A 14,117-nucleotide genomic window follows, 5' to 3' on the forward strand; every position below is an offset into this window, starting at 1 on the left:
TTACGCGTGCGTGTTGTTGCCACACCATAATCAAAATAATGAGGTGAAAGGCCATGTACAAAATTCTGATTGCCGACGATCACCCGCTGTTTCGCGAAGCCATCCACAACGTCATCAGCGACGGTTTTGCCGGCAGCGAAGTGATGGAAACCGCCGACCTGGACAGCGCCCTGGCCCTGACCCAGGAACACGATGACCTGGACCTGATCCTGCTCGACCTGAACATGCCCGGCATGCACGGGCTCAATGGCCTGATCAACCTGCGTAACGAAGCGCCGACCATTCCGGTGGTGATTGTCTCCGCCGAACAGGACAAGCAGATCGTGCTGCAGGCCATTACCTACGGCGCGGTGGGTTTCATCACCAAGTCTTCACCCCGCGCCCAGATGACCGATGCCATCCAGCAGATTCTCAATGGCAATGTCTACCTGCCCCCGGACATCATCCGCACCGCCAAAAGCAGCACCCACCGGCGGATGAACGACACCCCGAGCTTCCCGCCCGAACTGCTCCAGGCCCTGACCCGCAAGCAGTTGCAGGTATTGGAACGCATGACCAAGGGCGAATCGAACAAACAGATCGCCTACACCCTGGAAATCGCCGAGACCACAGTCAAGGCCCACGTCTCGGCGATCCTGCGCAAGCTCAACGTGCACAACCGGGTGCAGGCGATCCTGAGTGCCGGAGATATTGATTTCGGGTCTTATCTGCGGCGTTGAGTCAGCAAGACCGCGGCGCGCCCTTCGCGAGCAAGCCCGCTCCCACATTCGACCGCATTCCAAATGTGGGAGCGGGCTTGCTCGCGAAGGGGCCGTCCCATGCTTCGAAGATTTCAAGGCCGACCGAGCAAATGACTCATCGCCGTCTTCAGCTTCATCGGCCGCACCGGCTTGTGCATCAGGGTGTGGCCCAGTTCGCGGATCTGCTGCTTGAGTTCATTGCTGTAGTTGGCCGTGATCATCATCGCCGGGAGCGGTGACGCGCGCCGGGCATTGATGCGCGCCACGGCGTCGACACCGTTGCGATCGTTGTCCAGGTGGTAATCGGCAATCAGCAGGTCGGCCTCGGCGTGGAAATTGTCCACTTGCCGCGCCAGGTCCTCCTCCGACAGCGCCGTCACCACCCGACACCCCCACCCCTCCAGCAAGGTGCGCATGCCGGCACAGATGGTCGCGTCGTTGTCCAGCACCCATATCCGCGCCCCCCGCAGGCGCTCGAGCATCGGCTCGCTCATCTGCAACGCGGGCTGCGGCTTCGGTGCTGTAGCGCTCAACGGCACTTCGACCGAAAACATCGAGCCCCGGCCCGGCCATGAGCGCACATGAATGGGATGCCCGAGGATGCCGGCAATCTTCTCTACGATCGCCAGGCCCAGGCCCAGGCCGCGATCCTGATCGGGGCGCTGCACATCACCACGCTTGAACTCCTGGAAAATCTCCTCCAGGCGATGCTCGGCAATGCCCATGCCGCTGTCCCAGACTTCGATCGTCAGACACTGATGATGCCGCCGGCAACCGAGCACCACGCGACCACTGTAGGTGTAGCGAATCGCATTGCTCAGCAGGTTGCGCAGAATCCGCGCCAGCAGCTGGATGTCACTGCGCACCAGCGCCGAACAACCGATGAAGTGCAGTTGCAGGCCTTCACTGCGCGCCACCTGGGTGTATTCGGCGGCCAGGTTGTCCAGCAGTTCACTGAGGGCGAACGGTGCAATGTCGGCCTTGATCACCCCCGCATCGAGCTTGGAAATATCCACCAGGGTGCCGAGCAGGTTCTCCACGTCTTCCAGGGAATTGCTCACGTTGCGCACCAGAATCTCGCTGGACATCGGCTCGCGCCGTTCCAGCAAGGCACTGGTAAACAGGCGCGCGGCATTCAACGGTTGCAGCAGGTCATGGCTGACGGCGGCGAGAAACTTGGTCTTCGACAGGTTGGCCTGCTCGGCTTCCTGCTTGGCCTCGCGCAAGCGTGACTCGACCAGGCGTCGCTCATCGATCTCGCGCAGCAACTGGTCGTTGAGGGTGGTCAATTCCGCCGTGCGCTCGCGTACCCGCAGCTCCAGGTTCTGATACGCCTGATGCAGCGCCTCGGCGGTGCGGCGGCGTTCGGTGATGTCGCGGATCAGCACGAAAATCCCCACCACCTCGCCACTGGCCAGACGATTGGGCACATAGGAGCGCAGCATGTAGCGCTCCTGGTTGTTGACGTTGGTTTCGGCGAACTCGAATGTCACGCTCTCGCCGGCCAATGCCCTGGCCACGTAGGGCTCCAGCCGCTGGTAATGCTGCTCGCTGTGCACTTCGCGCAGGCTCTGTCCGAGCATCACGCCGCGGGGCCAGCAGTACCACTCTTCGTAGACCTTGTTGGTGAACTCGTAGACCAGGTCGGCATTGAGGTAGGCAATCAATGCCGGGACATGATCGGTGATCAGGCGAATCCAGTGTTCGCTTTCACTCAGCGCCTCGGCGTGCTGGTAGCGCTCGGTGATGTCGGTGAAGGTGTTGACGAAACCGCCGGTGGGCAACGGATGGGTGCGGATTTCCAGGACCCGGCCATCGTACAGGCGTTGCTCGCATTCGCGCACCGGTCGTCCGTTGCCATCGCGACTGGCCGGGGTCAGCAGGTTCAGTTCGCTGTCGGCGATCACCTCGGCAAACGGGCGATGGGCCGCCACCGGCGCCAGGCCGCTCAACTCCAGGAACCGCCGGTTCCACAACTCCAGGATGCCCTCGGCGCTGACCATCGCCACCCCTTGGGACAGGTTGTCGACCGCCCGTTGCAACAGATGCGACTTCTGCGCCACCGCCTGCTCACGGCGTACGGTTTCGCTGAGTTTGACGTCAGTAATGTCGGTGAACAGGATCACCCGCCCTCCTTCCTGGGTCGGCCGCTCGCTGACTTGCAGCCAGCGCCCGTTCTGCAGGCGGTAAAGCAGGTTTTCGTCGGCATGCCCACGCGGCTCTTCGGTGAACAGGGCGTTGTTCATCATCAGCCGTTTGACCTCGGTCAGGCGCATGCCGGCGTTGATCCGCACCCGGCTGTTGCTCCAGAACGCCTTGAAGCGACTGTTGAACAACACGATGCGCTGGTCGGCGTCGAACAGCACGAAGGCGTCGGAAATGCTTTCGATGGCATCGATCAGGTGTTGGTGCGCCGTTTCAGCGCGCAGGCGGGCTTCGCTGAGCAAATGATTACCGGCCTTGAGTTCGGCCATGGCCTGGTTCAGGGCATCGGTGCGTTCGCGCACTTGCTCGGCCAGCACCACCGAATGCTGGAATGCCGCGTACGGATCGTTGCCGCGGGTTCCCCCGGACTCGACCCGCTCGATCAGCGCGCCATTGATGCGCTGCAGTTTGTGGTTTTCCAGGCGCAGCCCGGCCAGTTCGGCCTGCAGCTCAGCGATGTCCTGGGGCACGGCCACGGGCAATGGCAACGCCGGTGAAGGTCTGGTTGATGTGCATGCCATTGAACTGTTCTCCATAGGTGTTGAAACCCATCACCCGTTGCTCACGCAAAAAACCGCCGATCTGATCAAGACTGCCGTCGTCTTCGAGTTCCAGACGCCGCAGGAAACAGTCGCAACCGATGGTCAGCAGCAAATCGCCCAGGCGCTCCTGCAACCCCTCGAACAGGCGCTGCAGATTCGGCAGCATCGGCCCCGGGGTCATGGCGGTGAGCACGATGCCGTTTTCCACGGCGCAGTAGAAACTCAGGCTCAGGTCCGGATGCACCTGCTGGATGGCCCGCACGTAGTACTGCTGGTTGATCCGCACCGCCAACGGGTGCGCAGCGAAGACCCGGTGATCGAGCTGCGCCACCGGTACGCCGATGTGTCGGGCGTACTCCTCGGCGGCAGGCTCCGCATTGAGCTCGAAGACCCGGCGCAAGGTGCTGTCGGCCCCGGTGACCACCAGCTTTTCGGCGCGGGGCAGCACGTGGTGGGTGGTGAACACTTCGAAATCCAGCCAGGTATTGACCAGCACCACCACGGCCGCGCCGCTGTGGAACTCGCCATCGAAGTACACATGGGTATGGGTCAGGTAGTTATCGTCGCCGGCCGAACCGCCGAAATGCGGAATGTCGCCCAAGGCCGCGCTCAAGGCCGCCAGGACCATTTCTTCGCGGCTGGACAGGCCATCGAGCAGGGTCAGGGCAAAGCTGTTGCCCTTGATCGGGGCCAGGGTGTTGCTGCGACAGCCACTGACCAGGCGCTCGACCATTTGCTGGGCGTCGATCAGGCTGAAGTGCTCCATCTGGTCGATCATCTCGATCGAGATGGAAAAGTGCCGGTGGTCGAAACCCACCGCCGTCACGCAATTGCGCCCATAGCCCAGCGGGGTGATTTCCCCGGCGCTGGTGCAGCCCGCCAGGCGAATGCCGCCGAAGCTTTGCTGCAAGGCCTGGCCCAGCGCCTCCAAGTCGTATTCGGCGGAACAGAAGAACAGCACGAACCCCAGGTGCGGATGCAACAACTGTCGTGCCAGTTCCTGCGCGACCTGCCGGGCATCGGTGGCCTGGGACATTGCACTGACGACGCCTTCGCTCTGCTGCATCCTTACCTCCCGCAGGTGCGTGTGTATGAGGCACGAGTGTACGAAGTCTGTGGGGTGCGACGAATGCTACTTGGGTAGCGGGTAGCCGCTTCGATGGGATGAGACAGATAAAGCTCCCACACTAGTTTTGGTTATCCGCAGGTGTTGCGTACACCCGGTAACCCTGTGGGAGCGAGCTTGCTCGCGATGGGGCCATCACAGCCAACATCCATGTCGCCTGACACCCAGCCATCGCGAGCAAGCTCGCTCCCACAATTATTTGTATTCAGCCTGCTACCAGGTCAGCACCGCGCCCACGGCAAAGGTGTCGGTGTCTTCGTTCTGCTCGTCGGTGTCGTGACCGTTGATTTCAAACTGGTTGTACTCGGCCACCAGCTTGAGGTTGTCGTTCACGTCATGGAACAACGCGATGCCGCGGGTCTCGTAGTCCGCACCGCTGCCGACCACGCCGTTGCCGTCGTCATTGGTCTTGCCGTAGGACAAGGCCAGGCGGTTCTTGCCCAGTTTGTAGGAGCCCTGCATCAGGTAGCCGTCGCTGTCGACGTTGCGCAGGGTCGGCTCGCCGGCGTTGTTGGTGAAAAACGGGTTGATGCCCTTGGCCTGGAAACCGGACCCGGTGAGGGACAAGCCGCCCATCTTAGCCTGCACGCCATAACCGACCCCCTTGGAGGTGACGGTCTCGACCGTCGAATCGGTGTTGTCCGAGGTCTGGTAGCTGCCATTGACCCAGCTGTAGATCTTTGCCCCGGCCAGGTCGAACTGATAGGTGACTTCACTCTCGGTACGCGGGTTTTCCTGATAGGCCTTGCCCGTCGGGCTGCTGTCGTTGGTGTCCACCGGGTCCATGATGCCGACCGCCACGCGCAGTCCGTCCATCACCGGGGTGCGATAGGTGATCTGCGAGGTCGGGAACGGATACGGGTAACCGGTGCCGATGTTGCCGAACGACACCCCGCCGCCATCCACCAGCCCCAACGTATCGCTGACCTGGCCGTAACCGGCGAGCATTTCGTCGAGCAGGATGTTGGAGCGGGCGAACAAGCCGAAGTCCTTGCCGATCAGCACCTCGCCCCACTCCGGGTTGGCCACGGTGCCGAAGAACTGCCGCACATCGATGGCGGTGTCGGTGCCGTTGGTTTCGCTGTCGTTGATGGTGACCCAGAACGAAGCACGGGCGCCGAGCTTGAGATCGTCTACCTGCTTGCCCATGTTGAACCCCAGGTAGTTGGGCAAAAAGCCCATCTTGACCCGTGACTGCCGACGGTCGTATTGATCGCCGGCGCGGTCGACATCGCTGTTTACATAGAAGGCGTTGATATAGCCGTCGGTGGAGAACGTGGTCTGGTCCTTGTCGTACAGCATGATATCCGCCTCAGCCACCTGGCTCAGGCCCAGGGCAGACAGGCTGGCGATAAAGGCTGGCAGAAAACGATGCGTGACGTTCTTATTGTTGTGCATGGCGCGCTCCGAAACGGGGGACTGAGTGTCGGAGGCGATTATCGAAACCTGACGGGCGGCGCCATACGCTGCCTTGGGGCTGGTTTTGAGGTGCTTTGGATTGGCTGGCGGCGCGTGACCGCTATGGCGTAAGACCGCTCGTCGGCGAGGCTCGCCACTTAGGGTGTAGGCCTGTGGACCCGACTGGCATCCACAGGAACCGGTACCGGCTAGGCGTTGGCCTTGAGCAACATGTAGGCGGCGACCACCACGCAGATGCTGGCGAACCCGACCTGCAACGCCCGCGCCGGCACCCGGGCGCACAGCTTGCGGCCGATGATCATGCCGATAATGCTCGTGCCAATGAAGGTGGCACCCACACTGTCGATGCGCACGCCGGCATGGAACGCGCCGATCACGCCGATGGCCGAAATCAGGCTGATCACCATCAGAGAAGTAGCGATGATCCCGCGCATCTGCACATCGGTCAGTTGCTTGAACGCCGGGACGATCAGGAAGCCGCCGCCCACCCCCAGCAATCCCGAGACCACACCCGTGACCGCTCCGAGCGCGGCGAGGGTCGCGGTGCATTTGGCGGTCCAGGAAAAGCGCCCGGTCTGTTGATCGAGCATGCAGTTTTTCTGGCCCCAGTTGGCGTGCCCGTGGTCGCTCGGGCCTTCGTCCTTGCGTTCACGGCGCAACATCCGCCAGGCCACCATGACCATCAGCAGGCTGAACAGGATCATCAGGATTTTTTCCGGCAACTGATGGGCGAAGTAGATGCCCACCGGCGAAAACACCGCACCGAGCGCGGCGATCAGCAACGCCGCGCGATACCGCACCAGGCCATGGCGCAATCCATCGATGGCGCCGACCGCCGCCGCACTGCCCACCGCAAACAAGGCCACGGGAGCGGCCTGGATCATGCTCCAGCCCAATCCCAATACCAGGGCCGGCACCGCGAGAATCCCGCCGCCCGCTCCAGTCAACCCCAATACCAACCCCATCACCACGCCAAACAGACTTGCCAGCAACATAGGGAGTTCTCAGTCGACCCTGGACAGACGCGTCAGCCACTCGCGACCCTTGAGCATACCGTTCCAATAGAACCACGGTAGCAGTGTTGCCTTGAGCCACCACGCCGAGCGGCGCGGCGTCGTCGGGTCAAGGGGGAAAGTCGGCAGCAATTTGCCCGCATAACCGAACTCGGCAAGGATCACCTTGCCCTTCTCCACCGTCAGCGGGCAGGAGCCATAGCCGTCGTACTTCAGCGGCAGTGGTTGTTGCTTGCGCAAGGCCAGCAGGTTTTCGGCCACCACCACAATCTGCTTGCGCACCGCCGCGGCGGTTTTTGCATTGCTGGTGCCGCAGATATCACCCAGCGCGAAGACGCCTGGATAACGCGGATGCTGCAGGCTGTGGGGATCGACCTCGCACCAGCCGGCGGCGTCGGCCAGCGGACTCCGGGCGACGAAATCCGGGGCCACCTGAGGCGGTACGACATGCAGCAAATCAAAGGTTTTTGCCTGGCGGGTGACAGTGCCTTCGGCGTCCTTGACCTCGAACCACGCGGTTTTCGCCGGGCCGTCGACCTTGACCAGATTCGAATTGAATGCCAGCCGGGCGTTGTACTTTTCGATGTACTTCATCAGCGGCGGGACAAAGGTCGCCACGCCGAACAGTGCCGCGCCTGCGAGATTGAACTCGACATCGATGTTGTTCAGCACACCGTTCCTGTTCCAGTGATCACAGGACAGGTACAGCGCTTTTTGAGGCGCTCCCGCACATTTGATCGGCATGGCCGGCTGGGTGAACAGCACCTTGCCGCCGCGCAGTTTCTGCACCTGGTCCCAGGTATAGGTCGCGTGCCGGTAGCTGTAGTTGGAGGTCACGCCGTGCTGGCCGAGGGTCTCCTCCAGGCCTTCGATTTTCTCCCAGGCCAGGCGTAGGCCGGGGCAGACCACCAGGCTCTTATAGCTGACCGTGCGTGCGTCGCTGAGGATGAGCCGGCAATGGTCGGGGTCGATGCCGGTCACTGCAGCCTGCACCCAATTGACCCCGCGCGGCATCACCGACGCCATTGGCCGCACGGTGTTTTCCACGTTGTAGGCGCCACCGCCGACCAGCGTCCAGGCCGGTTGATAGAAATGCCGGGAGTCGGGCTCGATCAGGGTGATGTTCAGCTGCGGGCTACGTTTGAGCAGGCTGGCGACAAGGCCTATGCCCGCCGTGCCGCCGCCGATTACCACGATATCTGCACTGATGGATGGGCCCCAGTGTTGATCGTTCATTGCTTGTTCCTTTTGCTGCACGCAAGGATTTTTCCAGTCAACACACAAAACTACTGTGGGAGCGGGCTTGCTCGCGAAGGCGGTGTATCAGTAGACATAAACGTTGGCTGACACACCGCCTTCGCGAGCAAGCCCGCTCCCACAGGTTCGGTGTGTTGAACAAGATCAAGGTTGAACCCAGCTTTTAAGCACCGCCCCGCAATACAGCCCGGAGAGGGTTTTCATCACCTGGATCACCTCGTGACTGGCGAGACCGTAAAAAATGTACTTGCCTTCACGACGGGTAGCGACCAGTCCTTCATCGCGCAGGATCCCCAGTTGCTGGGACAGGGTCGGTTGGCGCACGCCGGTCATTTTTTCCAGCTCACCTACGTTGCGCTCGCCCTGGGTCAGCTGGCACAGGATCAACAGGCGATCCTCATTGGCCAGGGCCTTGAGCAGCGCACAGGCCTTGGAGGCCGAGGCGCGCAGTTGGGCGACTTCACATTCGGTCAGACTGGATTGCATTTGCAGGATGCCTTCAACGTCACTTAAGCTGCGAACATTATGTTTTTACATAAAGTGTTGCAACTGACTTTTCCACCCCTGCACAGGTTCGTGTCCATGCCCGCACTGATTGAAGCTTTTCTCGACCCCGCCTCCTCGACCTACAGCTACGTGGTCTACGAGGCTGATGGCGGGCAGTGTGCGATTGTCGACCCGGTGCTCGACTACGACGCTGCCGCCGGGCGTACCGCGACCACCCAGGCTGACAAAATCATCGCCTTCGTCCGTGCCCGCAAACTGCAAGTGCAATGGCTGCTGGAAACCCACGCCCACGCCGACCACCTGTCCGCCGCGCCTTATCTGCGCCAGCAGCTGGGCGGAAAAATCGCCATCGGCGAGTCGATTAGCAAGGTGCAGGACGTGTTCAAGGCGCTGTTCAATCTGGAGCCAACATTTCGCGTCGACGGCTCGCAGTTCGACCACCTGTTCGCCCCTGACGAATCGTTCATGATCGGCAACCTCAGGGCGACCGCCCTGCACGTGCCCGGCCATACACCGGCGGACATGGCCTACCTGATCGACGGTGATGTGATTCTGGTGGGCGATACTATGTTTATGCCCGATGTCGGCTCTGCCCGTTGTGACTTCCCCGGTGGCAATGCCAACCAGATGTTTGCCTCGATCCGCAAGCTGCTGGCCTTCCCCGCCAGCGTGCGCCTGTACGTGTGCCACGACTATCCGCCGGAAGGACGCGCTCCCGAATGCATGACCACCGTCGGTGAACAGCGCAAAAACAACATTCACGTGCGCGACGGTATCGACGAAAACGCCTTCGTGGAAATGCGCACCCGGCGCGATTCGGGGTTGGGCATGCCGACACTGTTGCTGCCGGCGATCCAGGTGAATGTGCGGGCGGGGAACTTGCCGCCGGCCGAGGACAACGGCGTGACCTACCTGAAAATCCCCCTGAACAAATTCTGACCCTGTAGGAGCGAGCTTGCTCGCGATGGACTTGAGGGCAACGCGTTTATTCAGAAGACTCGCGTTATCGTTAACGCCCATCGCGAGCAAGCTCGCTCCTACAGAGTGATCGTTATTTCAGTTGCCCAGCGTCAGCCCATTGGCCGGCAACGGCAGCGCGGTTTTGTACCTCACCTGCTTGAGGGCAAAGCTCGATCGAATGTTCGCCACCCCAGGCACCTTGGTCAGAAAATCCATCATGAAACGCTCCAGCGACTGGATGGTCGGCACCAGCACCCGGATCAGGTAGTCCGGGTCGCCGGCCATCAGGTAGCACTCCATCACCTCGGGGCGGTCGGAAATCGCTTCTTCGAAATGCTGCAACGCCTCTTCCACCTGCTTCTCCAGGCTGACGTGAATGAACACGTTCACGTGCAACCCCAGCAGGTCGGCATCGAGCAGCGTCACTTGCTCGCGGATCACCCCCAGCTCTTCCATGGCCTTGACCCGGTTGAAACAAGGCGTCGGCGACAGGTTCACCGAGCGTGCGAGGTCGGCGTTGGTGATGCGCGCATTCTCCTGAAGGCTGTTGAGAATGCCGATATCGGTACGGTCCAGTTTGCGCATGAGACAAAACCACCTGTTTTTTATGTTTATGCAGGTTTTTTATCTGCAAATGATCTTTAGCGCAACGAAACAGAGAGAAATATTCTTCTTGGGCGGGCCTATGATTGTTGTAGGACAAGATTTCTTCTACCGAACGAAATCTGTCAGCTCACTACAAGAAATTCACAAGATCGAGCGTAGAAGCCATGACCCAAGCGTATGAACCGCTGCGCCTGCACGTCCCCGAACCCTCGGGCCGTCCCGGCTGTAAAACCGACTTCTCCTACCTGCATCTGACCGATGCCGGCACGGTGCGCAAACCTCCAATCGACGTTGAACCGGCTGACACGGCTGACCTGGCCCGTGGCCTGATTCGCGTGCTCGACGACCAGGGCAATGCCCTTGGGCCGTGGGCCGAAAACGTGCCGGTGGAAATCCTGCGCAAGGGCATGCGTGCCATGCTCAAGACCCGTATCTACGACAACCGCATGGTGGTCGCCCAGCGTCAGAAAAAGATGTCGTTCTACATGCAGAGCCTCGGCGAGGAAGCCATCGGCAGCGCCCAGGCCCTGGCCTTGAACATCGACGACATGTGCTTCCCGACCTACCGCCAGCAAAGCATCCTGATGGCCCGCGACGTACCGCTGGTCGACCTGATCTGCCAGTTGCTGTCCAACGAGCGCGATCCGCTCAAGGGCCGGCAATTGCCGATCATGTACTCGGTCAAGGAGTCCGGTTTCTTCACCATCTCCGGCAACCTCGCCACCCAGTTCATCCAGGGCGTGGGCTGGGGCATGGCCTCGGCGATCAAGGGCGACACCAAAATCGCCTCGGCCTGGATCGGCGACGGCGCTACCGCCGAGTCGGACTTCCACACCGCCCTGACCTTCGCCCACGTGTACCGCGCGCCGGTGATCCTCAACGTGGTCAACAACCAGTGGGCAATCTCCACCTTCCAGGCGATCGCCGGTGGTGAAGCCACCACCTTCGCCGGTCGCGGCGTCGGTTGCGGCATTGCCTCCCTGCGGGTCGACGGCAACGATTTCTACGCGGTCTACGCCGCCTCCGCCTGGGCCGCCGAACGTGCGCGCCGCGGCCTCGGCCCGACCATGATCGAATGGGTCACCTACCGCGCCGGCCCGCACTCGACTTCCGATGATCCGTCGAAGTACCGCCCTGCCGATGACTGGAGCCACTTCCCGCTCGGCGATCCGATTGCGCGCCTCAAGCAGCACCTGATCAAGGTCGGCCAGTGGTCCGAAGAGGAACACGCCGCGGTCAGCGCCGAGCTCGAAGCCCAAGTGATCGCCGCTCAGAAAGAAGCCGAACAGTACGGCACCCTCGCCGGTGGCCAGATTCCAAGCGCTGCGACCATGTTCGAAGACGTCTACAAAGAGATGCCGGAGCACTTGAAGCGCCAGCGCCAAGAGTTGGGGATCTGACATGAACGATCACAACAACAATATCGAGCTGGAAACCGCCATGACCACGACCACCATGACCATGATCCAGGCCCTGCGCTCGGCCATGGATGTGATGCTTGAACGTGACGACAACGTCGTGGTCTTCGGCCAGGACGTTGGCTACTTCGGCGGCGTGTTCCGCTGCACCGAAGGCCTGCAGAACAAATACGGCACCTCCCGGGTGTTCGACGCGCCGATTTCCGAAAGCGGCATCGTCGGTGTCGCCGTGGGCATGGGCGCCTACGGTCTGCGCCCGGTGGCCGAGATCCAGTTCGCCGACTATGTCTACCCGGCCTCCGACCAGATCATTTCCGAAGCCGCCCGCCTGCGTTATCGCTCGGCGGGCGAGTTCACCGCACCGATGACCCTGCGCATGCCTTGCGGCGGCGGTATCTACGGCGGCCAGACCCACAGCCAGAGCATCGAGGCGATGTTTACCCAGGTCTGCGGTTTGCGCACGGTGATGCCGTCCAACCCGTACGACGCCAAGGGCCTGTTGATCGCCTCCATCGAAAACGATGACCCGGTGATCTTCCTCGAGCCCAAACGCCTGTACAACGGCCCGTTCGACGGTCACCACGACCGCCCGGTAACCCCGTGGTCGAAACACCCTGCCGCGCAAGTCCCGGACGGTTACTACACCGTGCCGCTGGACGTCGCTGCGATCACCCGTCCGGGCAAGGACGTCACCGTGCTGACCTACGGCACCACCGTGTACGTATCGCAAGTCGCTGCTGAAGAAAGCGGCGTTGACGCCGAAGTCATCGACCTGCGCAGCCTGTGGCCGCTGGACCTGGAAACCATCGTCAAATCGGTGAAAAAGACCGGCCGTTGCGTGGTGGTGCACGAAGCGACCCGTACCTGCGGTTTTGGTGCCGAACTGGTATCGCTGGTGCAAGAGCATTGCTTCCACCACCTGGAAGCGCCGATCGAACGCGTCACTGGTTGGGACACCCCTTACCCGCACGCGCAAGAGTGGGCGTATTTCCCAGGGCCGTCCCGAGTGGGCGCGGCGTTGAAACGGGTCATGGAGGTCTGAATGGGCACGCACGTCATTAAAATGCCGGACATTGGTGAAGGCATTGCAGAAGTTGAATTGTCGGTCTGGCACGTCAAGGTCGGCGACATGGTCGTCGAAGATCAGGTGCTGGCCGATGTCATGACCGACAAGGCGATGGTCGATATCCCGTCGCCGGTGCATGGCAAGGTGATTGCCCTCGGCGGCCAGCCGGGCGAAGTCATGGCGGTTGGCAGTGTGCTGATCAGCATTGAAGTCGAAGGCGCGGGCAACGTTAAGGAGTCGGCGCAACCGGCTCCCGTTAAAGAAGCCCCGGTGGTCGCACCTAAAGTTGAAGCCGTGGTTGAAAGCAAACCGGTCGCTGCCCCAGCGCCGAAAGCTGCCGTATGCCAGGGCCCGATGGTTGCTCGCGCGGCCGATGAACGTCCGCTGGCCTCCCCGGCCGTGCGCAAGCATGCGCTGGACCTGGGCATTCAGTTGCGTCTGGTGCGTGGCACCGGCCCGGCCGGTCGTGTGCTGCATGAAGACCTGGACGCCTACCTGGCTCAGGGTCAGTCGAATGCATCGACAGTCAGCAGCGCTTACACCCAGCGCACCGATGAACAGCAGATCCCGGTGATCGGCATGCGCCGCAAGATCGCCCAGCGCATGCAGGACGCCACCCAGCGCGCCGCCCACTTCAGCTACGTCGAAGAAATCGACGTCACCGCCGTGGAAGAGCTGCGCGCGCACCTCAATGAAAAACACGGTGCGACTCGCGGCAAGCTGACCTTGCTGCCGTTCCTGGTCCGCGCCATGGTCGTCGCCCTGCGTGACTTCCCGCAGATCAACGCCCGCTACGACGACGAAGCCCAGGTCATCACCCGCCTCGGCGCCGTGCATGTCGGTATTGCCACGCAAGCCGATATTGGCCTGATGGTGCCGGTGGTGCGTCACGCCGAAGCCCGCAGCCTGTGGGACAGCGCAGCGGAAATCTCGCGCTTGGCCACCGCCGCGCGCAACGGCAAGGCCAGCCGCGATGAGCTGTCCGGCTCGAGCATCACCCTGACCAGCCTCGGCGCCTTGGGCGGCATCGTCAGTACGCCGGTGCTGAACCTGCCGGAAGTGGCGATTGTCGGCGTGAACAAGATCGTCGAACGGCCGATGGTGATCAAAGGCCAGATCGTGGTCCGCAAGATGATGAACCTCTCCAGCTCCTTCGATCACCGCGTGGTCGACGGCATGGACGCGGCGCTCTTCATCCAGGCCATTCGTGGCCTGCTCGAACAACCCGCCACGCTCTTTGTCGATTAAGCATTTGTGG

12 protein-coding genes are annotated in these 14,117 nt (G+C 61.7%); 5 read left to right on the forward strand and 7 right to left on the reverse strand.

Annotated features, from left to right (window positions below; all coding sequences use genetic code 11):
• The first annotated feature begins 53 nt into the window (after positions 1-53).
• Entirely contained in the window at positions 54-719 is a 666-nt protein-coding gene (locus ACXX83_RS12165) for a response regulator transcription factor (protein WP_007976602.1), read from the forward strand.
• A 113-nt stretch (positions 720-832) separates the two neighbouring features.
• Here ACXX83_RS12165 and nahK read toward each other — a convergent pair whose 3' ends face one another.
• The 6 genes from nahK to ACXX83_RS12195 form a co-directional block, all read right to left on the reverse strand.
• Entirely contained in the window at positions 833-3,466 is a 2,634-nt protein-coding gene (gene nahK, locus ACXX83_RS12170) for a hybrid sensor histidine kinase/response regulator NahK/ErcS' (RefSeq protein WP_083884574.1), read from the reverse strand.
• On the reverse strand, positions 3,396-4,553 hold the full coding sequence (gene nosP, locus ACXX83_RS12175) for a nitric oxide-sensing protein NosP (protein WP_458548585.1): 1,158 nt from the start codon (positions 4,551-4,553) through the stop codon (positions 3,396-3,398). Before nosP ends, nahK begins: the two co-directional genes overlap by 71 nt.
• A gap of 273 nt (positions 4,554-4,826) precedes the next feature.
• Positions 4,827-6,011 (reverse strand): porin, encoded by a 1,185-nt coding sequence (locus ACXX83_RS12180; protein WP_126046098.1) that lies wholly within the window; start codon positions 6,009-6,011, stop codon positions 4,827-4,829.
• Between the two features lie 209 nt (positions 6,012-6,220).
• On the reverse strand, positions 6,221-7,027 hold the full coding sequence (locus tag ACXX83_RS12185; RefSeq protein WP_458548586.1) for a sulfite exporter TauE/SafE family protein: 807 nt from the start codon (positions 7,025-7,027) through the stop codon (positions 6,221-6,223).
• A gap of 9 nt (positions 7,028-7,036) precedes the next feature.
• The gene (locus tag ACXX83_RS12190) at positions 7,037-8,281 is read right to left on the reverse strand and encodes an NAD(P)/FAD-dependent oxidoreductase (protein ID WP_458548587.1); all 1,245 of its coding nucleotides are present in this window, start codon (positions 8,279-8,281) and stop codon (positions 7,037-7,039) included.
• Between the two features lie 165 nt (positions 8,282-8,446).
• Entirely contained in the window at positions 8,447-8,788 is a 342-nt protein-coding gene (locus ACXX83_RS12195) for an ArsR/SmtB family transcription factor (protein ID WP_007976596.1), read from the reverse strand.
• Positions 8,789-8,884: 96 nt separating this feature from the next.
• Here ACXX83_RS12195 and ACXX83_RS12200 point away from each other — a divergent pair, with 96 nt between their 5' ends.
• The gene (locus ACXX83_RS12200; protein ID WP_458548588.1) at positions 8,885-9,748 is read left to right on the forward strand and encodes an MBL fold metallo-hydrolase; all 864 of its coding nucleotides are present in this window, start codon (positions 8,885-8,887) and stop codon (positions 9,746-9,748) included.
• Between the two features lie 117 nt (positions 9,749-9,865).
• On the opposite strand, the gene bkdR is transcribed toward ACXX83_RS12200, so the two are convergent.
• Positions 9,866-10,354, reverse strand: a complete 489-nt coding sequence (bkdR, locus tag ACXX83_RS12205) for a Bkd operon transcriptional regulator BkdR (protein ID WP_007976593.1) — start codon at positions 10,352-10,354, stop codon at positions 9,866-9,868.
• 185 nt (positions 10,355-10,539) lie between these two features.
• Here bkdR and ACXX83_RS12210 point away from each other — a divergent pair, with 185 nt between their 5' ends.
• Genes ACXX83_RS12210 through ACXX83_RS12220 form a run of 3 tightly spaced genes read left to right on the forward strand, consistent with a single transcriptional unit; the run spans position 10,540 to position 14,107 of the window.
• Positions 10,540-11,775, forward strand: a complete 1,236-nt coding sequence (locus ACXX83_RS12210) for a 3-methyl-2-oxobutanoate dehydrogenase (2-methylpropanoyl-transferring) subunit alpha (protein ID WP_007976592.1) — start codon at positions 10,540-10,542, stop codon at positions 11,773-11,775.
• A gap of 1 nt (position 11,776) precedes the next feature.
• Positions 11,777-12,835 (forward strand): alpha-ketoacid dehydrogenase subunit beta, encoded by a 1,059-nt coding sequence (locus ACXX83_RS12215; protein ID WP_015095444.1) that lies wholly within the window; start codon positions 11,777-11,779, stop codon positions 12,833-12,835.
• A complete protein-coding gene (locus ACXX83_RS12220; RefSeq protein ID WP_217835426.1) occupies positions 12,836-14,107 on the forward strand; it encodes a dihydrolipoamide acetyltransferase family protein in 1,272 nt (423 codons plus the stop codon).
• Positions 14,108-14,117 lie beyond the last annotated feature (10 nt).

The sequence above is a fragment of the Pseudomonas sp. GNP012 genome (assembly GCF_054343835.1).